At 73.5% G+C, this 24,731-nt stretch carries 24 protein-coding genes; 13 read left to right on the top strand and 11 right to left on the bottom strand.

Features of this window, described 5'->3' with window-relative positions; genetic code table 11:
* Positions 1-12: 12 nt before the first annotated feature.
* Both AB0I11_RS24115 and AB0I11_RS24110 read right to left on the bottom strand, forming a co-directional pair.
* Positions 13-972: an ATP-binding cassette domain-containing protein gene (locus AB0I11_RS24115; protein WP_357324619.1), complete on the bottom strand. Its 960-nt coding sequence runs from the start codon at positions 970-972 to the stop codon at positions 13-15.
* A 121-nt stretch (positions 973-1,093) separates the two neighbouring features.
* Positions 1,094-1,693 (bottom strand): PadR family transcriptional regulator, encoded by a 600-nt coding sequence (locus AB0I11_RS24110; protein WP_357324693.1) that lies wholly within the window; start codon positions 1,691-1,693, stop codon positions 1,094-1,096.
* A 146-nt stretch (positions 1,694-1,839) separates the two neighbouring features.
* Between AB0I11_RS24110 and AB0I11_RS24105 the strand changes: the two genes are divergently transcribed.
* A complete protein-coding gene (locus AB0I11_RS24105) occupies positions 1,840-3,591 on the top strand; it encodes a biotin carboxylase N-terminal domain-containing protein (protein WP_357324616.1) in 1,752 nt (583 codons plus the stop codon).
* A 104-nt stretch (positions 3,592-3,695) separates the two neighbouring features.
* Positions 3,696-5,135, top strand: coding sequence for a GuaB1 family IMP dehydrogenase-related protein (locus AB0I11_RS24100; protein WP_046566436.1), 1,440 nt, complete (start codon positions 3,696-3,698; stop codon positions 5,133-5,135).
* A gap of 16 nt (positions 5,136-5,151) precedes the next feature.
* Here AB0I11_RS24100 and AB0I11_RS24095 read toward each other — a convergent pair whose 3' ends face one another.
* On the bottom strand, positions 5,152-5,691 hold the full coding sequence (locus tag AB0I11_RS24095; RefSeq protein ID WP_357324613.1) for a TetR/AcrR family transcriptional regulator: 540 nt from the start codon (positions 5,689-5,691) through the stop codon (positions 5,152-5,154).
* Between the two features lie 86 nt (positions 5,692-5,777).
* Here AB0I11_RS24095 and AB0I11_RS24090 point away from each other — a divergent pair, with 86 nt between their 5' ends.
* Positions 5,778-6,224, top strand: a complete 447-nt coding sequence (locus AB0I11_RS24090) for a DoxX family membrane protein (RefSeq protein ID WP_357324610.1) — start codon at positions 5,778-5,780, stop codon at positions 6,222-6,224.
* Positions 6,225-6,239: 15 nt separating this feature from the next.
* On the opposite strand, the gene AB0I11_RS24085 is transcribed toward AB0I11_RS24090, so the two are convergent.
* On the bottom strand, positions 6,240-7,862 hold the full coding sequence (locus AB0I11_RS24085; RefSeq protein WP_357324607.1) for a DHA2 family efflux MFS transporter permease subunit: 1,623 nt from the start codon (positions 7,860-7,862) through the stop codon (positions 6,240-6,242).
* Positions 7,863-7,927: 65 nt separating this feature from the next.
* Between AB0I11_RS24085 and AB0I11_RS24080 the strand changes: the two genes are divergently transcribed.
* Genes AB0I11_RS24080 through AB0I11_RS24065 form a run of 4 tightly spaced genes read left to right on the top strand, consistent with a single transcriptional unit; the run spans position 7,928 to position 12,770 of the window.
* Complete coding sequence (locus AB0I11_RS24080) at positions 7,928-8,425, top strand: MarR family transcriptional regulator (RefSeq protein ID WP_357324690.1); 498 nt, start codon at positions 7,928-7,930, stop codon at positions 8,423-8,425.
* Positions 8,426-8,485: 60 nt separating this feature from the next.
* Positions 8,486-9,007 carry a MarR family winged helix-turn-helix transcriptional regulator gene (locus AB0I11_RS24075; RefSeq protein WP_357324686.1) on the top strand — a complete coding sequence of 174 codons (522 nt, stop codon included), beginning with the start codon at positions 8,486-8,488 and terminating at the stop codon, positions 9,005-9,007.
* Positions 9,001-10,734: an ABC transporter ATP-binding protein gene (locus AB0I11_RS24070; protein WP_357324605.1), complete on the top strand. Its 1,734-nt coding sequence runs from the start codon at positions 9,001-9,003 to the stop codon at positions 10,732-10,734. Before AB0I11_RS24075 ends, AB0I11_RS24070 begins: the two co-directional genes overlap by 7 nt.
* Entirely contained in the window at positions 10,731-12,770 is a 2,040-nt protein-coding gene (locus tag AB0I11_RS24065; RefSeq protein WP_357324601.1) for an ABC transporter ATP-binding protein, read from the top strand. Before AB0I11_RS24070 ends, AB0I11_RS24065 begins: the two co-directional genes overlap by 4 nt.
* A gap of 154 nt (positions 12,771-12,924) precedes the next feature.
* On the opposite strand, the gene thrS is transcribed toward AB0I11_RS24065, so the two are convergent.
* Positions 12,925-14,142, bottom strand: coding sequence for a threonine--tRNA ligase (gene thrS / locus AB0I11_RS24060; protein ID WP_357324598.1), 1,218 nt, complete (start codon positions 14,140-14,142; stop codon positions 12,925-12,927).
* Positions 14,143-14,635: 493 nt separating this feature from the next.
* On the opposite strand from thrS, the gene AB0I11_RS24055 reads away from it, so the two are divergent.
* The 4 genes from AB0I11_RS24055 to AB0I11_RS24040 all read left to right on the top strand — a co-directional run bounded on the left by AB0I11_RS24055 (position 14,636) and on the right by AB0I11_RS24040 (position 16,796).
* Complete coding sequence (locus AB0I11_RS24055) at positions 14,636-15,259, top strand: VTT domain-containing protein (RefSeq protein WP_357324595.1); 624 nt, start codon at positions 14,636-14,638, stop codon at positions 15,257-15,259.
* Positions 15,260-15,324: 65 nt separating this feature from the next.
* Entirely contained in the window at positions 15,325-15,693 is a 369-nt protein-coding gene (locus AB0I11_RS24050; protein ID WP_357324592.1) for a type II toxin-antitoxin system RelE/ParE family toxin, read from the top strand.
* Complete coding sequence (locus AB0I11_RS24045; RefSeq protein ID WP_357324589.1) at positions 15,690-16,022, top strand: helix-turn-helix transcriptional regulator; 333 nt, start codon at positions 15,690-15,692, stop codon at positions 16,020-16,022. Before AB0I11_RS24050 ends, AB0I11_RS24045 begins: the two co-directional genes overlap by 4 nt.
* 96 nt (positions 16,023-16,118) lie before the next feature.
* Complete coding sequence (locus AB0I11_RS24040) at positions 16,119-16,796, top strand: DUF998 domain-containing protein (RefSeq protein WP_357324586.1); 678 nt, start codon at positions 16,119-16,121, stop codon at positions 16,794-16,796.
* Here AB0I11_RS24040 and AB0I11_RS24035 read toward each other — a convergent pair.
* Entirely contained in the window at positions 16,774-18,177 is a 1,404-nt protein-coding gene (locus AB0I11_RS24035) for an NAD(P)H-quinone dehydrogenase (protein ID WP_357324583.1), read from the bottom strand. The two genes, AB0I11_RS24040 and AB0I11_RS24035, sit on opposite strands and share 23 nt — an antisense overlap.
* A gap of 224 nt (positions 18,178-18,401) precedes the next feature.
* Here AB0I11_RS24035 and AB0I11_RS24030 point away from each other — a divergent pair, with 224 nt between their 5' ends.
* Complete coding sequence (locus tag AB0I11_RS24030; RefSeq protein WP_357324580.1) at positions 18,402-18,857, top strand: gamma-glutamylcyclotransferase; 456 nt, start codon at positions 18,402-18,404, stop codon at positions 18,855-18,857.
* Positions 18,858-18,927: 70 nt separating this feature from the next.
* On the opposite strand, the gene AB0I11_RS24025 is transcribed toward AB0I11_RS24030, so the two are convergent.
* From AB0I11_RS24025 to AB0I11_RS24010, 4 genes are read right to left on the bottom strand one after another with little or no spacing between them, the layout of a single operon-like run.
* Positions 18,928-19,893, bottom strand: a complete 966-nt coding sequence (locus AB0I11_RS24025; protein ID WP_357324577.1) for a GNAT family N-acetyltransferase — start codon at positions 19,891-19,893, stop codon at positions 18,928-18,930.
* A gap of 38 nt (positions 19,894-19,931) precedes the next feature.
* Positions 19,932-20,678 (bottom strand): hypothetical protein, encoded by a 747-nt coding sequence (locus tag AB0I11_RS24020; protein WP_357324574.1) that lies wholly within the window; start codon positions 20,676-20,678, stop codon positions 19,932-19,934.
* Positions 20,679-20,721: 43 nt separating this feature from the next.
* Entirely contained in the window at positions 20,722-21,660 is a 939-nt protein-coding gene (locus AB0I11_RS24015) for a hypothetical protein (protein WP_357324571.1), read from the bottom strand.
* A gap of 3 nt (positions 21,661-21,663) precedes the next feature.
* On the bottom strand, positions 21,664-22,293 hold the full coding sequence (locus AB0I11_RS24010; protein ID WP_357324568.1) for an MBL fold metallo-hydrolase: 630 nt from the start codon (positions 22,291-22,293) through the stop codon (positions 21,664-21,666).
* A 120-nt stretch (positions 22,294-22,413) separates the two neighbouring features.
* Between AB0I11_RS24010 and AB0I11_RS24005 the strand changes: the two genes are divergently transcribed.
* Positions 22,414-23,424 (top strand): DUF4349 domain-containing protein, encoded by a 1,011-nt coding sequence (locus tag AB0I11_RS24005; protein WP_357324565.1) that lies wholly within the window; start codon positions 22,414-22,416, stop codon positions 23,422-23,424.
* Here the strand turns inward: AB0I11_RS24005 and AB0I11_RS24000 are convergent.
* Positions 23,381-24,640, bottom strand: a complete 1,260-nt coding sequence (locus AB0I11_RS24000; protein WP_357324562.1) for an amidohydrolase — start codon at positions 24,638-24,640, stop codon at positions 23,381-23,383. The two genes, AB0I11_RS24005 and AB0I11_RS24000, sit on opposite strands and share 44 nt — an antisense overlap.
* Positions 24,641-24,731 lie beyond the last annotated feature (91 nt).

The raw sequence follows: 24,731 nt of genomic DNA, 5'->3' as shown, positions 1-24,731 counted from the left end.
TGCTCCCGTTGGTCAGGACTCGCGCAGCGAGCGGCCGGTCTTGGTGAGGAAGACGTCGTCGAGGCTGGGGCGGTGCAGCTCGACGGAGCGCAGGTCCAGCCCGGCGCCGTCGAGGCGGCGCAGCACCTGCGGGATGGCGGTGGCGCCCTCGTCGACGTAGAGGCGCAGGCCGCCCTCGTCGACGGTCTCCAGCTTGGTGACGTACGCCTCGGTGTCGAGCAGCTCGGCGGCGCGGGGCGTGCTGGCGGCGTCGAGCCCGACGAGCACCACCTCGCCGGAGATCTCCCGCTTCAGCTCGGCCGGGGTGCCCTCCGCGACCACCTCGCCGTGATCCATGATCGCGATCCGGTCGCAGAGCGCGTCCGCCTCGTCGAGGTAGTGCGTGGTGATGAAGACGGTCATCCCCTCGGTACGCAGCCGGCGGATCTCGTCCCACATGTGCGCGCGGCTCTGCGGGTCGAGGCCGGTGGTCGGCTCGTCCAGGAAGACGATCTTCGGCTCGTGGATGATGCCGAGGGCGATATCCACCCGCCGGCGCTGGCCGCCGGAGTAGGTCTTGCACTTGCGGTCGGCGTACTCGCTGAGCTGGAAGGCGTCCAGGGCGCGGGTGGCGCGGCGGTGCGCCTCGGCCTTGCCGATGCCGTAGAGCCGGGCGTGCAGCACCAGCTCCTCCCGGGCGGTGGACTCGTCCCAGGTGCTGCCGCCCTGGGCCACGTAGCCGATCCGGCGGCGCACCTCGGCCGGGTCCTTGCGCAGGTCGGCGCCGGCGATGGTGGCCTCCCCGCCGTCCGGCTCGATGAGGGTGGCGAGCATCCGCAGGGTGGTGGTCTTGCCGGCGCCGTTGGGGCCGAGGAAGCCGAAGATCTCGCCCTCGGCGACCTTCAGGTCGACCCCCCGGACCGCGTCCACGGTCTTCGTCTCGCGACCCGCCCGGGAGCGGAACGACTTCCGCAGTCCCCTGGTCTCGATCATCTCTGCTCCTGGTCCTCCGGGCCGGACGGGACCGGCCGCTGGTCGTCCGCCAGGAGGACACACCACTCCCCGACGGTTCCCGGTGACACTAACGCGATATAACTTTCTTAGTCAACGTTGATTATTCCGGTTGGTCCGCGCCGCCCGTCCGGCCCGACCACCCTTCGGTCTGGCCCATTCCAGCGGGCAGGTACGACACTCCGGACTCGATCCGCTCGGCGATCCGCTCGCACCAGGCCATGTCCGCCTCGGCCCGGGCCAGCCACAGCTCGAACATCCACCCCACGTGCACCGGTTTGCGGTTGCGCACCCAGTCCGAGTCCAACGAGGCGCGCATCGACTCGATACCGGCGCGGATCAGGTTGGCCCGGTTGCGCAGCGCCGCCGCCGCCTCGTCGCGCGGCATCGCGGGCAGGAACGAGAAGGCCGCCACGAACGGGTCCGCCGGCTCGTGCAACTGCCACCACTGGGCCCGCAGCAGGGTCTCGAACTCCTCGTCACCCTTGGGCGTCACCTCGTACGTGGTGCGGGCGGGGCGGGCGCCCACCTGCTCGACCGAGACCGTGCGGAGCAGCCCTTCGTCGGTGAGCTTGCGCAGCGCGTGATAGATCGATCCCGGCTGCACGTTGGCCCACTTGTCCGCACTCCAGCTCAGCAGCTCACGGCGTACGTCGTAGCCGTGCACCGGCTGCATCCACCGGACCAGACCCAGAATCATCATTCGCGTTGCCGACACCCGACAAGCGTAATAAACAAGTTTGACTAGGCCGTGGCGTGACAGTGCCGCATCCCACACTGAGCGACCGTTAGGGCTTCAAGAGGGGCCGATACACTCCCGGCTATCGACCTCCGGGGAGGAGCACCAAGGTGCGCAAGGTACTCATCGCCAACCGCGGCGAGATCGCCGTCCGCGTCATCCGCGCCTGTCGCGACGCCGGGCTGCAGAGCGTCGCGGTGTACGCGGACTCCGACCGGGACGCGCTGCACGCCACCCTGGCGGACGAGGCGTACGCCCTGGGCGGCGACACCGCGGCCGACAGCTACCTGCGGATCGACAAGCTGATCGAGGTCGCCGGCAAGGCCGGCGCCGACGCCGTGCACCCCGGCTACGGGTTCCTCTCCGAGAACGCCGACTTCGCCCAGGCCGTCATCGACGCCGGGCTGACCTGGATCGGTCCGACCCCGCAGGCGATCCGCGACCTGGGCGACAAGGTGACCGCCCGGCACATCGCCCAGCGCGCCGGCGCTCCCCTGGTCCCCGGCACCCCGGACCCGGTCGGCAACGCCGACGAGGTGATGGCCTTCGCGGTCGACCACGGCCTGCCGGTCGCCATCAAGGCGGCCTTCGGCGGCGGCGGGCGCGGCCTCAAGGTGGCCCGCACCATGGAGGAGATCCCGCACCTGTTCGAGTCGGCCACCCGCGAGGCGGTCGCCGCGTTCGGCCGGGGCGAGTGCTTCGTCGAGCGCTACCTGGACCAGCCCCGCCACGTGGAGGCGCAGGTCCTCGCCGACCAGCACGGCAACGTGATCGTCGTCGGCACCCGGGACTGCTCGCTGCAGCGCCGGCACCAGAAGCTGGTCGAGGAGGCCCCGGCGCCGTTCCTCACCGAGGCCCAGCGCCGGCAGATCCACGACAGCGCCAAGGCGATCTGCCGGGAGGCCGGCTACCACGGCGCCGGCACGGTCGAATACCTGGTCGGCGCCGACGGCACCATCTCGTTCCTCGAGGTCAACACCCGGCTCCAGGTGGAGCACCCGGTCACCGAGGAGACCGCCGGCGTCGACCTGGTACGCGAGCAGTTCCGGATCGCCGACGGCGAGAAGCTGCGCTTCACCGAGGACCCCACCCCGCGCGGGCACGCCATCGAGTTCCGGATCAACGGCGAGGACCCGGGCCGCAACTTCCTGCCCGCGCCCGGCAGCATCACAGCGCTGCGGCTGCCCAGCGGCCCCGGCGTCCGGGTGGACACCGGCGTCTCCGCCGGGGACGTGATCGGCGGCAACTTCGACTCGCTGCTGGCCAAGGTGATCATCGTCGGCGAGACCCGGACCGAGGCGCTGGAGCGGGCCCGCCGGGCGCTGGACGAGATGGTCGTCGAGGGCATGGCCACGGCGCTGCCGTTCCACCGCCTGGTGGTCCGGGACGAGGCGTTCACCGCGGAGCCGTTCCGGGTGCACACCCGCTGGATCGAGACCGAGTTCGACAACACCGTGCCGGCCTTCACCGCCCCCGCCGGCGCCGTCGAGGGTCCGGCCGAACGGGAGACCGTCGTGGTCGAGGTCGGCGGCAAGCGGCTGGAGGTGGTCCTCCCCGCCGGCCTCGGCGCGGGTACGACCACCGCCGCGCCCGCCGCGAAGAAGCCGGGCCGCCGGGGCGGGGGCGCCAAGGCCGGCGCCGCGGTCAGCGGGGACGCGCTCACCTCCCCCATGCAGGGCACCATCGTCAAGATCGCCGTGGCGGACGGGGACACCGTCGCCGAGGGTGACCTGGTCGTCGTGCTGGAGGCGATGAAGATGGAGCAGCCGCTGCACGCGCACAAGGCGGGCACGGTCAGCGGCCTCTCCGCCGAGGTCGGTGCCGTGATCACCGCCGGCGCACCCATCTGCACCATCGCCTGACGTCCTGCCCCACGACCGGCCCGGGCGGGCCGGTTGCCGGGCGGCGAGGGTGGTTTGGGCCACCAGCGGGGGCGGGAGCGGACCTCAGCAGGAATGATGGCCGGGTGCGGTTCCTTCACGGCGCGGTCCCCGCGCACGACCTGACCTACAACGACGTCTTCATGGCGCCCAACCGCTCCGAGGTGGGCTCCCGGCTCGACGTCGACCTGGCCACGGCCGACGGCACCGGCACCACGATCCCGCTGGTGGTGGCGAACATGACCGCGGTGGCCGGGCGGCGGATGGCCGAGACGGTGGCCCGGCGCGGCGCCATCGCGGTGATCCCCCAGGACATCCCGATCGAGGTGGTGGCCAACGTCGTCGCCTGGGTGAAGCAGCGCCACCTGGTGCACGACACGGCGATCACCCTCGGCCCCACCGACACCGTCGGCGACGCGATCCACCTGCTGCCGAAGCGCTCGCACGGTGCGGTGATCGTGGTGGACGCCGAGCGCCGGCCGGTCGGAGTGGTCACCGAGGCGGACACCGTGGGCGTGGACCGCTTCGCCCAGCTCCGGCACGTCATGTCGACCGAGCTGCACACCGTGCCGGCGGACGCGGACCCGCGTACCGGCTTCGACCGGCTCTCCGCGGGCCGCCGCCGGCTCGCCCCGGTGGTGGACGGGCAGGGGCGGCTGGTCGGCGTGCTGACCCGGCAGGGCGCGCTGCGCGCCACGCTCTACACGCCGGCGGTGGACGACCGGGGGCGGCTGCGGATCGCCGCGGCGGTGGGCATCAACGGCGACGTGACCGGCAAGGCCGCCGCCCTGCTGGAGGCCGGGGTGGACACCCTGGTGGTGGACACCGCCCACGGCCACCAGGAGCGGATGATCTCCGCGCTGCGGGCGGTCCGCAAGCTCGACCCGGCGGTACCGGTGGCGGCCGGCAACGTGGTCACCGCCGACGGCGTACGCGACCTGGTGGCGGCGGGCGCGGACATCATCAAGGTCGGGGTCGGGCCGGGCGCGATGTGCACCACCCGGATGATGACCGGCGTGGGGCGGCCCCAGTTCTCCGCCGTCCTCGACTGCGCCGCGGCGGCGCGCGCGCTCGGCCGGCACGTCTGGGCCGACGGCGGCGTACGGCATCCGCGGGACGTGGCGCTGGCGCTCGCCGCGGGCGCCTCGAACGTGATGATCGGCTCCTGGTTCGCGGGCACCTACGAGTCCCCCGGCGACCTGTACACCGACGCCGACGGCCGGCGCTACAAGGAGAGCTTCGGCATGGCGTCGGCCCGTGCGGTCAGCGCCCGGACGGCCGAGGACAGCGCGTTCGACCGGGCCCGGAAGGCGATCTTCGAGGAGGGCATCTCCACGGCGCGGATGTACCTCGACCCGTCCCGCCCGGGCGTGGAGGACCTGATCGACGAGATCATCTCCGGGGTACGCAGCGCGTTCACCTACGCCGGCGCGCGCAGCCTGGAGGAGTTCCACGAGCGCGCCCTGGTCGGCGTGCAGAGCGCCGCCGGCTACACCGAGGGGATGCCGCTGCCGACGAGCTGGTGACGCCCGGGGGCCCGGCTCAGGCGAAGAGCCGCCCGATCACGGTACGGGCGGCGGCCTCCGGGTCGTCGCCGACCCGGGGCGGCAGCGCGCCGGCGAGCCAGAGGGTGGCGAAGCCGTGCACGATCGACCAGGCGGCCAGCGCGTCCGCGTCCCGCTGCCCTCCGGTGTGCCGGGCCACCCCGCCGCGCAGCAGTTCGCCGGTACGGGCGCGGGCGGCCACCAGTTCGGGGTCGTCGGCCCGGTACAGCTCGGGCCGGAACATGACGTCGAAGTGCGCCCGGTGCCGCACGGCGAACCCGACGTAGGCCACGCCGGTGTCGAGCAGGTCCCCGTCGGCGGCACGGAGCGCGTCGGCCAGCAGGTCGAAGCCCTGCGTGGCGAGCGCGGTGAGCAGGCCGGCCTTGTCACCGAAGTGGTGCGCGGGCGCGGCGTGCGAGACGCCGGCCCGGCGGGCCAGGTCCCGCAGGCTCAGCGCGGCCGGCCCGGACTCGGCGATCGCCGCCGCGGCGGTGGTCAGCAGGACCCGGCGTAGATCGCCGTGGTGATACGAGGCCATGCCCCAGCCTAACTTGTCATTGACAAGATGGTGCCGTGGGCGGCAATCTTGTCGTTGACAAGATCGGCCCGTCGAAGGGACACGTCGTGGCACCCCTCATCGCACTTCTCACCGGCACCGCACTGGCCCGGGTCGCCGGCCTGCTCGGCGTGGACGCGCTGGACGGGTGGCAGCCCGCCCTGCGGGTCGGGCTGGCGCTGATGTTCCTGCTGACCGGCGTGGCGCACTTCGCGTCCCGTCGGGCCGACCTGATCGCCATGGTCCCGCCCGCGCTGCCCCGGCCCGACCTGCTGGTCACGCTCACCGGCGTGCTGGAGCTGGGCGGCGCGCTCGCCCTGCTGCCACCGGCCACCGCGCGCTGGGCGGCGGCCGGGCTGGCGCTGCTGATGCTGGGCATGTTCCCGGCGAACGTGTCGGCCGCCCGCCGCCGGCTCACCCTCGCCGGCCGGCCGGTGACCCCGCTGGGCGCGCGCACCGCGCTCCAGATCGTCTTCGTGGCCGCCGCGGTGGCGGTCGCCGTGGGCGACGCATGACCCGGGCGGCCGGGGTCACACCCGGGCGGGCTCCGTCCCCGCCGCCGATGCGTCCCCGGCCTCCTCGGTGCGTACCCTCGGCAGCCGCAGGCAGGCGATGAGACCGACCAGCAGGAACCCGGCCGCCGCGAAGGCGGCGTAGCGGGTGGCGTCGGAGAAGGCCCGCTTCGCGTCCTCGGCGATCGGCGCGGTACGCGGGTCCGCCGCCAGCCCGTTGATCGCCGCGCCGGCGCTCTCCTTGACCGCGCTCACCACCTGGTCCCGCTGCGCGGGGCTGAGGTCCGGCCGGTCGGCCAGGCGGTCGCCCAGCAGCCCGCCGAGACCGGCGAAGAGCACGGTGCCGAGCACCGCGATGCCGAGCGCCGAGCCGACCTGCCGGGCGGTGCTCTGCAACCCCGACCCCTGCCCGCTGCGCCGGACCGGCACCTCGGACAGGGACACGCCGGTGAGCTGCGCGGTGGCCAGGCCGACGCCGGCGCCGTAGACGAAGAGGAACGCCAGCGGCGCCCACCAGCGGGTGTCCGGGGCGACCACGAACCCCAGCCCGGCGACGCCGACCAGTTCGGCGGCGACGCCGAGCTGGACCGCCCGGGGCGCGCCCCAGCGCCGGGCCAACGGGGTGACCATGCCGCTGGCCAGGAAGCTGCCGAGGGCGAGCGGCAACAGCGCCAGGCCGGTCCGGAAGGCGCTGTAGCCGAGCACGTTCTGGAACCACAGCGGCAACGCGAAGAGCAGGCCGAACTCGCCCAGGCTCACGATCGCGGCGGCCAGGATGCCGTTGCGGAACGAGCGGATGCCGAACAGCGACAGGTCGAGCAGCGCGGGGCGGCCGGCCCGGTTGCGGCGTACCTGGTGGGCCAGGAAGACCCCGAGCGCGACGAGCCCCACCAGCGCGGCCACCGGCACCGGCGAGATGCCGGCGGTCCAGTCCAGCCCGAACAGGTGGAACGGCCGCTCCCGCTCCCACCAGCCGTAGGTGCGGCCCTCGATCAGCGCGAAGACCACGCCGGTCATGCCGATGACGGAGAGCAGCGCGCCGATCAGGTCCAGGCCACGCTCGGCCCGCTCGTCGCGGGATTCAGCGACCAGCACCAGCGTCGCCACGATCACGGCCAGGCTGACCGGGACGTTGATGCCGAACGCCCAGCGCCAGGAGTACGTGGTGGTGAGCCAGCCGCCGAGCAGCGGTCCGAGCGCGGCCGCACCACCGATCGTGGAACCCCAGACAGCGAACGCGATGCCCTTCTCCCGGCCGGTGAAGTTGGCGTTGAGCAGGGAGAGCGAGGTGGGCAGCATCAGCGCGCCGCCGATGCCCTGGAGCACCCGGGAGGCGATCAGCGTCTCGCCGGAGCCGGCGAGCGCCGCGAGCACGCTGGCCACCACGAACACGGTGACCCCGACGAGGAACATCCGCCGCCGCCCGGACCGGTCCGCGAAGCGGCCGGCGACCAGCAGCAACGCGGCGAAGACCAGGGTGTACGCCTCCTGCACCCACTGCGCGTCGGTGGAGGTGATGTCGAGGTCCCGGATGATCTGCGGCACCGCGACGTTCACGATGGTGGCGTCCACGATGATCATCGCTACGCCGAGGCTGATGGCGAGCAGCCCGAACCAGCGTCCGCGCCCGTTGCCGCGCATGGCTCCCCCTCTTGTTAGCTAGATTTTCTAGCTACCCGAGATGCTAGCTTCATCCTGTGGAAGGGCTGCCGTCAACCGGAAGGGCCGCGCCGCCGAGCAGCGAGGCCGCCCGGGCGCTCCGTGAGGTGCTGCGGATCGCCGGGGACACCCGGGCCGCGCTGGCCCGCCGGCTGGGCATCGGCGCCACCGACGCGGCCGCCATCGACCACCTGGTCTCCAGCCCCGAGCCGCTGGGCCCGGTCGAGTTGGGCAACCGGCTCGGCATCCGGTCCGCCTCGGCCACCGCCCTGGTCGATCGGCTGGTGCAGGCGGGGCACATCGCCCGGACCCCGCACCCGCACGACCGCCGGCGGCTCAGCCTCCAGGTGACCGAGGGCGCGGTCGGCGAGGTGCTGGAGGCGCTGCGGCCCATGCTGGTCGGCGTCGACCGGGCGGTCGCCCGGCTCACCCCCGATCAGGCCGAGGCCACCGCCGCGTTCCTGCGGGAGGTGGCCCAGGTGATGCGGGACTACGTCGCCGACACGCCGGACGAGCCGCCGGGGAGCCGCGCCGACCGCGGCTGACGGGTTTCCGAAATTAGTTTGGGCCCTGACGGTCTGGGAGCTAACCTAGCGTCCGTGAACATGGGACCCCTCGTCCGCTTCCCCGACGCGCTGCACCACGCGCCGCTCGGCCGGCTGCTCTCCATCGCCGGCCACGTGGTCGAGCAGCACTGGGGGCGCTACCTCGCCGAGCACCACGGCCTCACCTCGGCCGGCATGCGGGTGCTGCTCGTCCTGCTCCGCGCCGGCGACAGCAGTCACCGGGAAATGGCGGAGCGTTGCTTCGTCCGGCCGGCTACCCTCACCGGCATCGTCGACACGCTCGAACGCGACGGCTTCGTCACCCGCCAGCGGGACCCGAACGACCGGCGCAGCGTCCAACTCACGCTGACCGACAAGGGGCGCGAGCGTGCCCTCGCGATCATCGATCTGATCCACAGCGACCGCCCGTTCACCTCGGTCGACGCCGACCCGGCGAAGAAGACGGTGATCCGCGAGTTCCTGATCGAAGTCATCACGTCCATGTCCGACGGGGAGGTTCGCCGGTTGAACCGGGACAGCGAGTCCACCACCGAGACGCCATCGGGGAGCAGTCCGTGCTGATCCGTCTACTCCGCACCCACCTCCGGCCGTACCGTGGGCCGCTGGCCGCAGTGGTGGCCTTCCAGTTCGTCGGCACGCTGGCCTCGCTCTACCTGCCGAGCCTCAACGCCGACATCATCGACCGGGGCGTCGCCCTCGGCGACACCGACCAGATCCTGCGTACGGGCGGCTGGATGCTGCTGGTCAGCCTGCTCCAGATCGCCTGTTCGATCGCCGCCGTCTACCTGGGCGCGCGGACCGCGATGAGCTTCGGCCGGGACGTGCGGGGCGCGATCTTCCACCACGTCAACCGGTTCTCCGCCCGCGAGGTGGCCCACTTCGGCGCCCCCTCGCTGATCACCCGCAACACCAACGACGTCCAGCAGGTACAGATGCTCGTGCTGCTCAGCTGCACGATGCTGGTCGCCGCGCCGATCATGAGCGTCGGCGGGGTGGTGATGGCGCTGCGCGAGGACGTCGGGCTCTCCTGGCTGATGCTGGTGAGCGTGCCGGTCCTGGCGGTCGCGCTGGGCCTGCTCACCCGCCGGATGGTGCCGGCCTTCCGGCTCATGCAGACCCGGATCGACACGGTCAACCGGGTGCTGCGCGAGCAGATCACCGGCATCCGGGTGGTCCGCGCCTTCGTCCGCGAGCCGTACGAGACGAAGCGCTTCGGGGTCGCGAACGCCGACCTGACCGCGACCGCCCTGCGGATCGGCCGGCTCCAGGTGCTGATCTTCCCCACCGTGATGCTGGTGCTCAACGTCTCCAGCGTGGCGGTGCTCTGGTTCGGCGCCGGCCGGGTCGACTCCGGTCAGATCGAGATCGGCGCCCTCACCGCCTTCCTCCAGTACCTGATGCAGATCCTGATGGCGGTCATGATGGCCACCTTCATGCTGATGATGGTGCCCCGCGCGGCGGTCTGCGCCGAGCGCATCGTCGAGGTGCTGGACACCGACTCCTCGGTGGTGCCGCCGGCCCGGCCGGTGACCGAGGTGACCGGCCACGGCGAACTGGAGTTGCGCGGGGTCGGCTTCCAGTACCCGGGCGCCAGCGCCCCGGTGCTGCACGACATCTCGTTCCGGGCCCAGCCCGGCCGCACCACCGCGATCATCGGGTCCACCGGCGCGGGCAAGACCACCCTGCTCACCCTGATCCCCCGGCTGGTCGACCCGACCGTCGGCGCGGTCCTGGTCGACGGCGTGGACGTCCGGGAGCTGGCCGCCGAGGAGCTGTGGCGGCGGATCGGGCTGGTGCCCCAGCGGCCGTACCTGTTCACCGGCACGGTGGCCAGCAACCTGCGCTACGGCAACCCGGACGCCACCGACGCCGACCTCTGGGCGGCGCTCGAGATCGCCCAGGCCCGCGACTTCGTGGCGGAGATGCCGGGCGGGCTGGAGGCGCCGATCGCGCAGGGCGGCACCAACGTCTCCGGCGGGCAGCGGCAGCGGCTGGCCATCGCCCGCGCGCTGGTCCGCAAGCCGGAGATCTACCTCTTCGACGACTCGTTCTCCGCGCTCGACCTCGGCACCGACGCCCGGCTGCGGGCCGCGCTCAAGCCGGTCACCGTGGACGCGGCGGTGGTGATCGTGGCCCAGCGGGTCTCCACGATCGTCGACGCCGACCAGATCATCGTGCTCGAGGACGGCGGCATCGTCGGGATGGGCCGGCACGACGAGCTGGTACAGACCTGTCCCACGTACGCCGAGATCGTGGCGTCCCAGCAGACCGCGGAGGTGGCCGCATGACGGCGGTGCAGGAGAAGGAGTCGCCGAAGCGGCTGCCACCCGGCGGCCGGCGCGGCGGCCCGCCACACATGAGCATGGGCATGCCCGCCGAGAAGGCGATGAACTTCGGGCCGTCCGCCCGCCGGCTGCTGGCCCGGCTGCGGCCGCACCGGGCGCGGATCAGCGCGGTGGTCGCGCTGGCCGTGGCCAGCGTCACGCTCAGCGTGATCGGGCCCAAGGTGCTCGGGCACGCCACCGACATCATCTTCAGCGGGCTGATCGGCCGGCGGCTGCCCGCCGGCACGACCGTCGAGCAGGCGGCGGCCGCCGCCCGGGCGGCCGGCAACGAGAACTTCGCCGACATGCTGGCCCGGATGGACGTGGTGCCCGGCGTCGGCATCGACTTCGACCGGCTGGGCTCGGTGCTGGCCCTGGCGGTGCTCCTCTACCTGGGCGCGAGCGTGCTCATGTGGGGGCAGGGCTGGCTGCTCAACGACGTCGTGCAGGGGGCCGTGCTGCGGCTGCGGGCCGACGTGGAGGACAAGCTCAACCGGCTGCCGCTGCCCTACTTCGACCGGCAGCCCCGCGGTGAGCTGCTCAGCCGGGTCACCAACGACATCGACAACATCTCGCAGACCCTCCAGCAGACGCTGAGCCAACTGCTCAACGCGCTGCTCACGGTCGTCGGCGTACTCATCATGATGGTCTGGATCTCGCCGCTGCTGGCCCTGGTGGCCCTCGTGGCGGTGCCGCTGTCGGTGGTGGTCACCAGCCAGATCGCGAAGCGCTCGCAGCGCAAGTTCATCGCCCAGTGGAAGCACACCGGCGAGCTGAACGGCCAGATCGAGGAGGCGTACACCGGGCACGAGCTGGTGAAGGTCTTCGGCCGGCAGAAGGAGGTGGAGGCCGCCTTCCGGGCCAAGAACGACGAGCTGTTCCAGGCCAGCTTCGGCGCGCAGTTCGTCTCCGGGATCATCATGCCGGCGATGTTCTTCATCGGGAACCTCAGCTACGTGGCGATCGCCGTGGTCGGCGGTCTCCGGGTCGCCTCGGGTTCGATGAGCCTCGGTGACGTGCAGGCCTTCATCCAGTACTCCCGCCAGTTCACCCAGCCGCTGACCCAGGTGGCCTCGATGGCCAACCTGCTCCAGTCCGGGGTGGCGTCGGCCGAGCGGGTCTTCGCGGTGCTCGACGCCGACGAGCAGAGCCCGGAGCCGGCCGAGCCGGCCCGGATCGCCGAACCGCACGGCCGCGTCGAGTTCGAGCACGTCTCCTTCCGGTACACCCCGGACACCCCGCTCATCGAGGACCTGTCCCTGGTCGCCGAGCCGGGCCACACGGTGGCCATCGTCGGCCCGACCGGCGCCGGCAAGACCACCCTGGTCAACCTGGTCATGCGCTTCTACGAGCTGGACGCCGGCCGGATCACGTTGGACGGGGTGGACATCACCACGCTGCGCCGCGACGAGCTGCGCGGCCGGATCGGCATGGTGCTCCAGGACACCTGGCTCTTCGGCGGCACCATCCGGGACAACATCGCGTACGGCCGGCCGGACGCCACCGAGGAGGAGATCCTCGCCGCGGCCCGGGCCACCTTCGTGGACCGCTTCGTACGCAGCCTTCCCGACGGGTACGACACCGTGATCGACGAGGAGGGCAGCAACGTCAGCGCCGGTGAGAAGCAGCTCATCACCATCGCCCGGGCGTTCCTGGCCGAGCCGTCCCTGCTGATCCTCGACGAGGCGACCAGCTCGGTGGACACCCGCACGGAGGTGCTGCTCCAGCGGGCCATGGCGGCGCTGCGCTCGGACCGGACCAGCTTCGTCATCGCTCACCGGCTCTCCACCATCCGGGACGCCGACCTGATCCTCATGATGGAGCAGGGCCGGATCGTCGAGCAGGGCACCCACGACCAGCTCCTCGCCGCCGACGGCGCGTACGCCCGGCTGTACCGGTCGCAGTTCACCGGCGCGGCGGTCGACGAGGAGGCCGCCGCGCCGGTACCGGCGGCCCGGCCGGGCGGGTCCCGACCGGCGGCGGCGCCGGCCGGGAGCTGAGGTGAACGCCACCGGCCCGGCACCGGCCCCCCGCCCCGACGGCGGGGAGCCGGTGCCGGGGTGCCGACCGCCGGGCGGCGCCCCGGGGCGCCCGGCCCCGGTCCACGGGCCCCGGCGGGTCGGGGGCGGCCCCGCCGGCCCAGGGAGCCGCCGCTCAGCCGGGCGGGAGCAGGTCCGCCGAGCGGGCCGCCACCACCGCGCCGATCAGGTCCAGCGCGGCCGCGACCGGCATCGGGTCGAGCCGGCGCCCGTCCCGCAGGCGCAGGGCGACCGACCCGTCGGCCGCCTCCCGGTCCCCGACCACCCCGAGGTACGGCACCCGGCGGCGGGCCGCGTCGCGGATCCGGGCGCCCAGCGAACCGGCCCGGTCGACCTCCACCCGCAGCCCGGCCGCCTCGCCCCGACGGGCCACCGCGTCGGCGGCGTCCACCTGCCCGTCGTCGACCGGGAGCAGCAGCAGCTGCACCGGGGCGTACCAGGCGGGGAAGGCGCCGGCGTGCGCCTCGATCAGGTACGCGAAGAGCCGTTCCATGCTCCCCACCAGGCTGCGGTGCACCATCACCGGCCGCAGCCGGCTGCCGTCCGGCCCGGTGTACGACAGGTCGAACCGCTCCGGCTTGTCGAAGTCGAGCTGGACGGTGGAGATGGTGGACTCCCGGCCGGCCGGGTCGACGATCTGAATGTCGATCTTCGGGCCGTAGAAGGCCGCCTCACCGGGCGCCTCGGTGACCGCCGCCCCGTCGAGCGCGGCGCGGAGCAACTCCTCGGCCCGCGCCCACTGGGCGTCGTCACCGGCGTACTTCTCCCCCGGCCCGCGCAGCGACAGCCGGTACCCGGCCGGCCGGACGCCGAGCGCGGCGTGCGCCTCCCGGATCAGCCGGAGGATCTCGCGCACCTCGTCGCCGACCTGGTCCAGCGCGCAGAAGTTGTGCGCGTCGTTGAGCGAGATGGCCCGCACCCGGGACAGCCCGCCGAGCACCCCGGAGCGTTCCGCCCGGTACATCCCGCCGATCTCGGCGATCCGCAGCGGCAGCTCCCGGTAGGAGCGGCCCCGGGCCCGGAAGACCAGCGCGTGGTGCGGGCAGAGCGCCGGGCGGAGCACGAACTCGTCGTCGGCGCTCAGCCGCATCGGCGGGAACATGTCGTCGGCGAAATAGCCGAGGTGCCCGGAGAGCTCGAACAGCTCCCGTTTGCCCAGCGGCGGCGAGTAGACGTGCCGGTAGCCGGCCCGGCGCTCCAGGTCCCGCACGTACTCCTCGACGGCGTGCCGGGCGGCGGCGCCCGCCGGCAGCCAGATCGGCAGCCCGGCGCCCGCCAGCGGGTCCGAGACGAACAGCTCCAGCTCCCGGCCGAGCCTGCGGTGGTCGATCATGTCGCTCTCCTTGATCGGGTACGACCCGGAGGCGACCTGGTCCGGAACGCCGCGAGGCCCCGGGGCGGTTCGCCCCGGGGCCTCGTCGACGGTTACGTCAGTGCGGCGCGCCGGGGATTCCCGGCGTCGTGGTCACCACCGCGCTGCGCATGCGACGACGGTACGCGCGCCGGCTCGGCTCGCGCAGCTGGAATTCGGGAGGTAGGGGCGGGTCGCCGGCACGGGACCTGCCGGCGACCCGCGGCGACCCGGCCGTCAGGAACGGGGGGCCCGACGCCCGCGGGGTCGCGCGCCGACAACGGTACGCCGGGAACGGCCGTCCCGCCGCCCCTCGGCGTCCCGCCGGGCGGTCACGTCCGGCCGCCCCGGGTCGTCCTGACCAGGTGGCCGAGGGGTGTCGGCGGTCACCGCGGGGCGGGCCTGTCCGCGGTGACGCCGGACATGCCGTCAGGCTCAGTGAAGTCGAACGGGGGGATCCGGCGAGGTGGCGGTCATGGCCCAACTCATCTCTGAGATGGCGTCGCCCACCTGGGCGTACGCCGTGCTGCTGGCGTTGCTGATCGCCGACGCGTTCGTGCCGGTCGTGCCTACCCAGCTCGTGATGATCACCAGCGGTGCGCTGACCGTGTACGGCGGCCTGAGCCTGCCGCTCACCATCCTGGTCGGCGCGCTCGGCGTCTTCGCCGGTGACGTCGCCTGCTACCTGCTGGGCCGGCGCGCGCCGGATCGCCGGCCGCCCCGGCCGGGGGCGCGGGTCGGCCGGGCCCGCCGCGCCGCCGCCCGGGTCACCCGGGGCCTACGCGAACCGGGACCGCTGGTCATCCTCCTCTGCCGCTTCGTACCGGGCGGCCGGATGGCGGCCTGCTTCTCGGCCGGGCGCAGCCGCTACCCGTACCGGCTCTTCCTGCCCTACGAGGCGGCCGCCGCCCTGTCCTGGGCCAGCTACGGCACGCTGGTCGGCCATCTCGGCGGGGCGGCGTTGACCCACTCGGCGTGGCGGCTGCTGCTGATCGGCGGCGTCGCGGCGGCCGGGTTCGCGGCGGCCGGCTGGGCGATGACCGCGATCAGCGCCCGCAACGCCCGTACCGAGACCCCGGTCGAGGTCCCGGCCGACTGACCGGACTTTCGACTTGCCGGCGCGTCATCGACCTGAACAATATAAGCTGACCTTATATTGACGGCATGTGGGAGGTAAGGCTGCACCCCGAGGTCGAGTCGTGGTTTCTGGACCTCTGTAGCACCGACCCCACCACAGCGGACCTGGTCAGTGAGGCAATCGACCTACTGGCGCAGCACGGTCCATCGCTCGGTCGACCACTGGTCGATCGCCTGAAGGGCAGCGGCTTCCATCACATGAAGGAACTGCGGCCCGGTTCAACCGGCTCGACGGAGGTACGGATGATCTTCGCGTTCGATCCCCTTCGGGAAGCCGTCTTCCTGGTTGCCGGGGACAAGTCGGGCCAGTGGCAGAGCTGGTACCTGACGGCCATACCCTTGGCGGACGAACGGTTCCAGGAGCACCTGATCAGCCTCAAGGAAACGCAGCCATGACCGGTGGAGAGAACTGGCAGGACGTCAAGGCGAAGGCCAGGCAGATCGACCCTGCCTGGGACGCCCCTGATCGGGTGGCTCGGCGTGGGCGGATGCGGGAGCAGATGCTCGCCTCGGTCAGCGGCGCTCAGCTCGCGGAGATCCGGAAGCAGTTGGGTATGACGCAGATCCAGCTCGCTGAGGCCGCGGGCCTGACCCAGGCCAGGATCAGTCAGATTGAAAACGGGGAGAGCACGAGCCTCGAGACACTCCGGGCCTACGTGACCGGCCTCGGTGGTCACCTCGACATCGTCGCCCGGATCGGGAACATCCAGTTGAACGTCGCCTGACCGCGCCCGCGCCCGGGCCTCTAGGGGGCGACCCGGGGATGGAAGTGGGTGGCCGGCCCGGATCCGTTTCGGGTGCCGGCGGCGACAGGCTGAGGCATGCGTGAAAACCGGACGATCGGGCTGTTGGCCCTCGGCGGGATCGCCCTGGCGGCGGTGCTCGCGGTGATCGGTCACCTCGAGGTGAACGACGACCTGAACCCCTGGTCGTTGACCGTCAGCGACTACGCCGTCTCGGACCGGGGCGGGGTCATCGACGTGGCCATGGCGCTGCTCGCCGGGGCCACCGTCGTACTCCTGCCGAGCCTGCGCCGGACCGGCGTGGCGCGGCCGGCGCTGGCCCTGCTCGCGGCGTGGTCGGCCGGTCTGGTGGCCGCCGCCGTGATACCCACCAACGAGCCCGGCCTGCCCATGGACACCGCCGCCTACGTGCACCGGTACGCGTCGGTGGTGGCCTTCCTCGCCCTGCCGCTGGCCGGCTGGCTGCTCGCCCGGCGGCTCGGCGGCGGGGCCGCCGGCTGGCTGCGCGGGCTCACCGTCACCAGCCTGCTGCTCGCCGCCGCCATGATCTGGTCCGCCTACCCCGGCGACCGGGTCCTGATCGGTCTCGCCGAACGCCTGCTCGTGCTGGCCGAGGTGGCCCTGCTCGCGGTCGTCGCGGCCACGCTGGTGCGGCGCGGGGGCGGCGCGCCGGCGGCGCCCCGGGTCGGGGAGCAGCCCAGCCCGGCCGGCACCGCGCCGCGCGGGCGCGACCTCACTCCAGCTCGTGCAGCATGAGCTGGCGGGCGGCCTCGGTGATCGAACCCGACAGCGACGGGTAGATGGTGATGGTCTGGGCCAGCTCGTTGACGGTGAGGTTGTTCTCCACCGCCATGGTGATCGGCAGGATCAGCTCGCTGGCCTTCGGCGCCACCACCACGCCGCCGATCACCTGGCCGCTGGCCGGCCGGCAGAAGAGCTTCACGAAGCCGTCGGCCAGGTCGTCCATCTTCGCCCGGGCGTTGCCGGACAGCGGCAGCATCACCTGGCGGGCCGGGACCTTGCCGGCGTCCACCTCGTCCTGCGAGACGCCGACGGTGGCCAGCTCCGGGTCGGTGAAGACGTTCGCCGCGACGGTACGCAGCCGCAGCGGACGGACCGCCTCGCCGAGCGCGTGCCACATGGCGATCCGCCCCTGCATGGCGGCGACGCTGGCCAGCGGCAGCACCCCGGTGCAGTCGCCGGCCGCGTAGATGCCGGGGACGTTGGTGCGGGAGACCCGGTCGACCGTGACGTAACCGCCCCGGGCCAGCTCGACGCCGTACTCGGCGAGGCCCAGGTTGGCGGTGTTGGGAATCGAGCCGACCGCGATCAGCGCGTGCGAGCCGGCCACCACCCGGCCGTCGCCGAGCACCACCTCGACGCCGTCGCCGACCCGGCGCACCGCCTCGGCCCGGGAGTTGTTCAGGATGGTCATGCCCCGGTTGCGGAACACCCGCTCGATCGCCGAGGCCGCGTCGGCGTCCTCGTGCGGCATGACCCGGTCCCGGCTGGAGACCAGGGTGACCGGCACCCCCATCGCCAGGTACGCGCTGGCGAACTCGGCGCCGGTCACGCCGGAGCCGACCACGATCAGGTGCTCGGGCAGCTCCGGCAGGTCGTACACCTGGCGCCAGGTGAGGATCCGCTCGCCGTCCGGCACGGCGGTGGGGAGCTGGCGCGGGGTGGCGCCGGTGGCGATCAGCACGGTGGACGCGGCGATCGCGTACTCCGCGCCGCCGCCGGCCGGGGTCACGTTCACCCGGTGGGTGTGACCGAGCGTGTCCTCGCCGAGCCGGGCCGTCCCGGCCACGAACTCGACGCCGGCCTTGACCAGCTTGTCGTGGATGTCGGCGGACTGGGCCAGGGCGAGCCGCTTCACCCGCTCGTGCACCGCGCGGGCGTCGACGGTCACCGCCTCCAGGCCGTCGGAGTCCACCCCGAACTCCTCGGTGTCCCGGTAGCCGGTGACCACCTGGGAGCTGGCGATGAAGGTCTTCGACGGGACGCAGTCGGAGAGCACGCAGGCGCCGCCGGCGCCCTCGGCCTCGACCACGGTGACATCAGCGTCCAGCTGGGCGGCGACCAGCGCCGCCTCGTACCCGGCCGGCCCCCCGCCGATGATCACGATCTGGCTCACAGGGCCATCCTTTCGTTCGCGACTGCGGGGCTCCGCTCCGCTGCGCTCCTCGCGCTCACCGAGCCATCCTTTCGTTCGCGACTGCGGGGCTCCGCTCCGCTGCGCTCCTCGCGCTCACCGCGCTCGCCCCTCGTCAGTGCTCACAGTGACTTTCTTCTCCCCATCGCGCTCGACACGCACCGTCGTATTCTCCCCCACCGGCCGGCCGGGCTATCGTCATCGCCGTGCGTCTGTACGCCGCCTATGGCTCAAACCTGGATCCCGCCCGCATGCGTGCCTACTGTCCGCATTCGCCGATGGTGGATACCGGCTGGCTGGAGGGGTGGCGGCTCACCTTCGCGGGCGAGGACGTGATCGGCTGGGAAGGCTCGGTCAGCACCGTGGTCGAGTCCCCGGGCGACCGGGTCTTCGTGGCGCTCTACGACATCCACCCGTACGACGCCGCCCAGCTCGACGAGATCGAGGGCGTGACCGCCGAGACGTACCGCCGACTGACCGTCCGGGTCTCGACGCTGGACGGGGACGTGACCGCCTGGGTCTACGTCTTCGACGGGTACGAGGGTGGCCTGCCGACCTCGTGGTACCTGTCGGAGATCGCGAACGCGGCCGAGAAGGCGGGCGCGCCGGACGACTACGTCACCGAGCTGCGGTCCCGCCCCACGGGCACCGCGTCGGCCTAGCCGATTTCTCACGCCACCGAGTCTGCTCCGGCCGGGATCCCGGCCGGCCGGCGGCCCCGGCGGGGGTCGGCTATCCCACAGTCCGGGCGGGGACACTCCGGTCGTACATGTCGGTCCAGCGCGTCTCGACCAGCCCCACCGACCGGTAGAGGGTGACCGGGGTGGTCGGGTTGGCCAGGTCGACGCCGAGCCCGGCCCCGGTCCGGCCCTTGGCCGCGTAGACCGCGAAGGCCCGGCGCAGCAGCGCCGCCCCGACCCCGCGCCGGCGGTACGCGGGCAGCACCGACAGCGTCCGGACCCAGCCCAGATCCTGGTCGAGGGCCTGGTCGGAGGATTGCAGGGCACCGGCTGGCGCCCCGTCGACCTCGGCCAGGAACCACTCGTCCCAGATCTTGCCGTAGGACGGCAGCTGCGACCGCCACTGCTCGAAGTCGACCGGCTCGTAGTCCGGGGTGTCCCGGAACGCGGTGTCGAAGATCCGGTGGAACAGCCGCAGGTCGGCCTCGTCGTCGGCGTTCACGGTCCGGATGGTCACCCCGGGCGGGGGCGCCGGCTCGGCGGGCAGGTCGGCCAGCGACCGGCTCATCCGGATGTACCGCTTGATCCGGGTGAAGCCCGCCTCGGCCAGCTCCGCCGCCCAGCGGGTCTCCGGGGCGAAGACGGCGGTGCGGGTGGTGAGGGCGGGCAGGCCGCGCTCGGCGGCCCGCTCGGCGACCCGGTCGAGCAGTCGGGCCAGCAGCGGGGCGCGCAGCCCGGCGCCGCGCTCCGGATCGACGTAGACCTCGACGAACTCCCGGCCCACCCCGGTGGGGTTGCTCAGGATCGTCCAGCCCACCGCGGTGCCGTCCGGGTCGGTGACCAGCCAGGAGTCGCGGGTCATGTCGACGAAGGGCGCGGTCAGGGCGTCCCGGACGTCCTCGGCGTCGAAGTCGGGGTAGCCGACGGCGAAGGTGTCCGCGGCGTGCACCACCGCCAGGATCGCGGGCACGTCATCGAGGGTGGGGCGGCGGGCGGTCCAGCCGGCGGGAAGCGTCACGCCGGCGATAGTGGCAGTCCGCCCGGCGGTGGCGCCGCTCATTTTTGCCGGCCGCGTTGGTGCAGCCGGGCGGCGGAGAGCAGGTTGAGCAGCTCCGCCCCCTCGCCGGGGGCGAGCGCCCGGAACGCGACCGAGGCGAGCCGGTCGGTCACCGCCTCCGCCCAGAGCCGCCGTCGCACCAGCGGCCCGACCGGCGGGTACGGAGGTGGCCACCCGCAGGCCGCGGCCCCCGCCTCCCCCTCCGGGCCGGCGAGCACCGCCTCCAGCGGGGTCATCCCGGCGGCCCGGACCGCGAGCAGGTGCGCCCCGGCGAAGTGTTCCCGCAGCAGCAGCAGCCCGACCGCGGCCCGGGCCCCCGGGGAGCGGTCCGGCACCGGCATGGCCCGCCAGGCGGCGAAGAGCGGCATCCCGCTGGCCTCGGCCGCGCCGACGGCACGCTCCAGCAGGCCGGCCAGGCGGGGCACCCCGGGGGCGTCGCCCAGCCGGTCGGCGCCCCACCGGCAGCACTCGGCCAGGTTCGCCTCGGCCACCGCCAGCGGCCGGACGGTACGCGCCGCGGCGTCCCAGCCGTCGGCGACCGCGTCCGGGGCGATGAAGCCGAGCGCCGCCGCGACGGTCTCGGCGCGGACGTCGCCGAGCGCGCCGGCCCGGCCGGTGATGTAGAACGCCCACCCGGAGATGCCGAGCAGCCGGGCCCGGCGCAGCGTCGACGGACAGCGCGCGAACGCCTCCCCCAACTCCAGTACCAGCGGCTTGCTGGCGGCGGCGACCTGCTCGGGAGTCATCGACGCCGCACCGCCGGGTGTCCACCATGGTCATCCATCACCGTCAGTCTGCCTGCGGATCACCCGCCGCGACATCCCCCTCTTCGGCCGCCAACGCCTCCACTGCGGCCTCGACCTCGCCGGTCCGCCGGCGGGCCGCGCTGACCGACCGTTCGGCGCCGCGACGGGCCAGCTTCGCCCGGCTCAACTCCTGCTCGGCGACGGCCCGCCGGCGTTCCAGCTCGGCCAGTTCGGTCTCGATCCGGTCCAGGGTCGCGGCGCCGTCCTGCTCGGCGCGGACCGTCCCGGCCAGTTCCCGCTCGGCCCGGTCCTGGTCCTCGCGGGCCTTCGCCAGCTCGCGGTCCAGCGCCCGGCGGCGCTTGGCCCGCTCGGCGCGGGCGGCCCGCTCGGCGGCCCGTTCGTCGCGCGCCCGCCGGTCGCCGGCCCGCTCGGCCGCCCGCTCCGGTGCGGGTGGCTCCTCGACCCCGCCGGTGACCAGCCGCAGCTGTGGCCGGGGCACCTCGCCGAAGCCGGCGTAATGGGTGGCGCGGAGCAGCCGGCCGGCACGGATCTGGTCGGCGACCTCGGTGTCGGAGAGCGCGGCGTTGAGCGTCGCCTCGACCTCGCCCAGCGGCAGCTTGCCGGCCGGCGGGGTGTCGGGTTCGGCGGCGGCCAGCTTGCGTACCTCGGCGACGAGGGCGCCGACCACGGCCCGGCGCTGCGCGGAGAGCTCGCGGAGCCGGCTGCCACGCAGCTCCCGCTGGGCGGAGCGGAGCGACTCGGCGAGCTGGCCCAGGTCGGCGACGAGTTCCGGGCGGCGGATGGCGAGCAGGTTGACCAGCCAGGCGGCGACGGTGGGCCGGCGCAGCTTGCCGATCTCCCGGGCGGTCTTCGGGTCACCGGCGCGGCGGGCCTCGGCGACCGCGGCGTCCCGAGCCGCGACGAACCGGTCCGGCGGCGTGGCGTAGAGCCGCCGGATCAGCTCACGGGACGGGTCGGGCATCGCTCAGGCGTCGATCCGGGTGCCCGGTTCCAGGCGGCGGTAGTCGGTCTTCGACATCGCGGCGTACTGCCGGTCGAGCACCCCGAGGCCGTTGTGGTTGAGCAGCGCGTCGTGCAGCGCGTAGGCGCGGCGCGGGGCGACCGCCCGGATGAAGTCGAGCACCTCGGAGAACTTGTTCCAGGGCGCGTGGATCGGGGCGAAGAGCGTGTCCACCTGGACGTCCTCGGGCACGACCAGGGCGTCGCCCGGGTGGTAGACCACGTCGTTGACCAGGTAGCCCACGTTCGGGACGACCGGGATGTCCGGGTGGATGACGGCGTGCTGCCCGCCGTAGGCCCGCACCGGCACGCCGGCGGCGGTGAACGACTCGCCGGGCGTGACCACGGTCAGGGTCTCGGCGGCGTCGCCGAGCACGCCGACCAGCGAGGCGGGCCCGTGGACCGGGATCGGGCGGCGCTCCAGCGCCTGGGTGAGCGCCTCGACGTTCACGTGGTCCGGGTGCTCGTGCGTGATCAGCACCGCGTCCACCCCGTCCAGCGCGGCGGTGTCACTGAAGACACCGGGGTCCACCACGAGCACTCCCCCGTCGTGCTCGATCCGGAGGCAGGAGTGGGCGTACTTGGTGACCTGCATCGTGACTCCTCGATTATCGAATCGTGATGTCCTCGTCGCAGTCTGCCGGAACCGGCGCGGTAGCGCGCCACGTCCGACGTATCGGCTCCGGGTGGGGCCGCGGAGGATCGGAGCGGGGAGATGAGCGTACGAGGAACACGCCGCCGGGGCGCGCTGCTGGCGGCGGTGGGGCTGGCCGCGGTGCTGGCGCTGGCGGGTTGCGGCGCGGACGGCGGGGGCACGGCCACGGATTCCGGGGCCGCGCCGGCCGCGGGCGGCGCCCGGGACGCGGACGCCGGCGCCGACGCCGGCGCGCCGGCCGGCGCGGGCAAGGCGGCACCGGCCGAGAGCGGTGCCGGCGGCGCGGACCTGCGGGTCGACCAGCGGTCCATCATCTACACCGGAACGATGCGGGTCCGGGTGACCGATGTGGAGCGGGCGGCCCGAGAGGCGACCGACCGGGTCCGTACGGCGGGCGGCTTCGTCGGCGGCGACCAGCGCGACAGCGACTCCGCCGACGCCCGGGCGGAGCTGACCCTGCGGGTGCCGGCGGACCGGTTCACCGCAATCATCGACCAGTTGGCCGGGCTGGGCCGGCAGGAGCAACGCGAGATCCGCACCCAGGACGTCACCGAGGAGACGGTCGACCTGGACGCCCGGATCGCCACCCAGCGCGCCCGGGTGGCCAGCGCCCGGAACCTGCTGGCCAAGGCCAGCACCATCGGCGACCTGGTGAACCTGGAGAACGAGGTGGGCCGGCGGGAGGCCGACCTGGCGTCGCTGGAGGCGAAGAAGCGCCGGCTGGCCGACCTCACGGCGCTCTCCACCATCACGGTGACCTTCGTCGGCCCCGACGCGGCGGCCGTCGAGCCGGAGGAGAAGAGCGAGCTGGGTTTCCTGGTCGGGCTGCGCGGCGGGTGGGATGCGTTCGTCGGCGCGGTACGCGTCGCGCTCACCGTGCTGGGTGCCCTGCTGCCGTTCCTGGTGGTGATCGGGGTGCCGCTGGTGCTGCTGCTGCGCTGGTCGCGCCGGCGGGCACGCCGGACGCCCCCGGACCGGCCGGCGCCGATGCTGCCGACGCCGGCCGGTCCGGTGGATGGTCCGTCGCCTAGCGGGCCGCCGCCAGTGCCCGCAACGCGGTCTGCACCATGAGGCGTACGCCGACCGGGATGGCGCGCTCGTCCACGTCGAACGAGGCCCGGTGCAGGTCCACATTGGGCCCGTTCCGGCCGACGCCGAGGCGGGCGAGCGCGCCGGGCACGTGCTCCAGGTACCAGGAGAAGTCCTCGCCGCCCATGCTCTGCGGGGTCTCCGCGATCCCCTCGGGACCGAGCGCGGCCGCGGTGGCGGCGGTCAGCACCCCGATGGCGCGGGCGTCGTTGGTGACCGGCGGCCGGCCGCGCAGGTATTCCAGGTCGACCGTGGCCCCGGTCGGGGCGAGCACGTCGCGGACCACCTGAGCCACGATCTTCGGCGCCTTGTCCCAGGTGTCCCGGTCCATCACCCGCAGGGTGCCGGCCGCGCACGCCTCGGAGGGGATGACGTTGTACCGGGTGCCGGCCGAGGCGTGGCCGAACACCAGCAGCAGCCCGCTGTTGGCCGGCACCCGGCGGCTGACCAGGGTCGGCACCTCGGTGACCAGCCGGCCCAACGCGTCGACCAGGTCGACGGTGAGGTGCGGGCGGGCGGTGTGGCCGCCCGGGCCGGTGAGCCGGACGGTGACGTTGTCGGCGGCGGCGGTGATCGGGCCGACCCGCAGGCCGACCTTGCCGACCGGCAGGTTCGGGTCGCAGTGCACGGCGAAGATCTGCACCACGTCGTCGAGGCCGCCGGCCTCGATGACCTCGAGGGAGCCGCAGGGCAGGATCTCCTCGGCCGGCTGGAAGATGAGCCGGACCCGGCCGTCGAGCTGGCCGAGGTCGGCGAGCTGGGCGAGCAGCATGCCGACGCCGAGCATCACCGAGGTGTGCACGTCGTGGCCGCAGGCGTGGCAGACGCCGTCCACGGTGGAGCGGTACGGCACGTCCTTCGGGTCGCTCAGCGGCAGCGCGTCGATGTCGGCGCGGAGCGCGATCACCGGGCCGTCCGGGCGCCCGTCGATGTCGCAGATGACGCCGTTGCCCTTGGGCAGCAGGCGCGGCTTGAGCCCGGCGAGGGAGAGCTCCCGGTGGACCAGGGCGGCCGTCTCGAACTCCTCGCCCGACAGTTCCGGGTGGGAGTGGATGTGACGGCGGGTGGCGATCAGCCCGGGTACCCGGAGGGCGAGCAGGTGGTCCAGCTCGAAGGGCAGGGGTTGGGACCCGGACGGCGGCTCCGGCCAGGACGATGCCAGTGGGCTGCTCGACGGCAGCGTCAACGCACTCGTCACGTCGAATTCTCGATCACTAGAGATGGATGGATCATCAGGGAGAACAGCAGACAGCCTAGACCTCCGCCGGTGACGCTGCGCAACATCTTTC

It is taken from the genome of Micromonospora sp. NPDC050495, from assembly GCF_040655175.1.
Taxonomy (GTDB): domain Bacteria; phylum Actinomycetota; class Actinomycetes; order Mycobacteriales; family Micromonosporaceae; genus Micromonospora.
The sequence above is the reverse complement of the archived record's forward strand: the minus strand, read 5'-3'. Positions and strand labels throughout refer to the sequence as shown.

Bases quoted from the DNA above. Each gene is read 5' to 3' on its own strand.
- AB0I11_RS24115 (WP_357324619.1), bottom strand. From the start codon at position 972: ATGATCGAGACCAGGGGACTGCGGAAGTCGTTCCGCTCCCGGGCGGGT.
- AB0I11_RS24010 (WP_357324568.1), bottom strand. From the start codon at position 22,293: ATGCAGGTCACCAAGTACGCCCACTCCTGCCTCCGGATCGAGCACGAC.
- AB0I11_RS24075 (WP_357324686.1), top strand. From the start codon at position 8,486: ATGGGACCCCTCGTCCGCTTCCCCGACGCGCTGCACCACGCGCCGCTC.
- AB0I11_RS24095 (WP_357324613.1), bottom strand. From the start codon at position 5,691: ATGGCCTCGTATCACCACGGCGATCTACGCCGGGTCCTGCTGACCACC.
- thrS (WP_357324598.1), bottom strand. From the start codon at position 14,142: ATGATCGACCACCGCAGGCTCGGCCGGGAGCTGGAGCTGTTCGTCTCG.
- AB0I11_RS24020 (WP_357324574.1), bottom strand. From the start codon at position 20,678: ATGACTCCCGAGCAGGTCGCCGCCGCCAGCAAGCCGCTGGTACTGGAG.
- AB0I11_RS24005 (WP_357324565.1), top strand. From the start codon at position 22,414: ATGAGCGTACGAGGAACACGCCGCCGGGGCGCGCTGCTGGCGGCGGTG.
- AB0I11_RS24055 (WP_357324595.1), top strand. From the start codon at position 14,636: ATGGCCCAACTCATCTCTGAGATGGCGTCGCCCACCTGGGCGTACGCC.
- AB0I11_RS24110 (WP_357324693.1), bottom strand. From the start codon at position 1,693: ATGATGATTCTGGGTCTGGTCCGGTGGATGCAGCCGGTGCACGGCTAC.
- AB0I11_RS24050 (WP_357324592.1), top strand. From the start codon at position 15,325: ATGTGGGAGGTAAGGCTGCACCCCGAGGTCGAGTCGTGGTTTCTGGAC.
- AB0I11_RS24045 (WP_357324589.1), top strand. From the start codon at position 15,690: ATGACCGGTGGAGAGAACTGGCAGGACGTCAAGGCGAAGGCCAGGCAG.
- AB0I11_RS24065 (WP_357324601.1), top strand. From the start codon at position 10,731: ATGACGGCGGTGCAGGAGAAGGAGTCGCCGAAGCGGCTGCCACCCGGC.
- AB0I11_RS24015 (WP_357324571.1), bottom strand. From the start codon at position 21,660: ATGCCCGACCCGTCCCGTGAGCTGATCCGGCGGCTCTACGCCACGCCG.
- AB0I11_RS24040 (WP_357324586.1), top strand. From the start codon at position 16,119: ATGCGTGAAAACCGGACGATCGGGCTGTTGGCCCTCGGCGGGATCGCC.
- AB0I11_RS24085 (WP_357324607.1), bottom strand. From the start codon at position 7,862: ATGCGCGGCAACGGGCGCGGACGCTGGTTCGGGCTGCTCGCCATCAGC.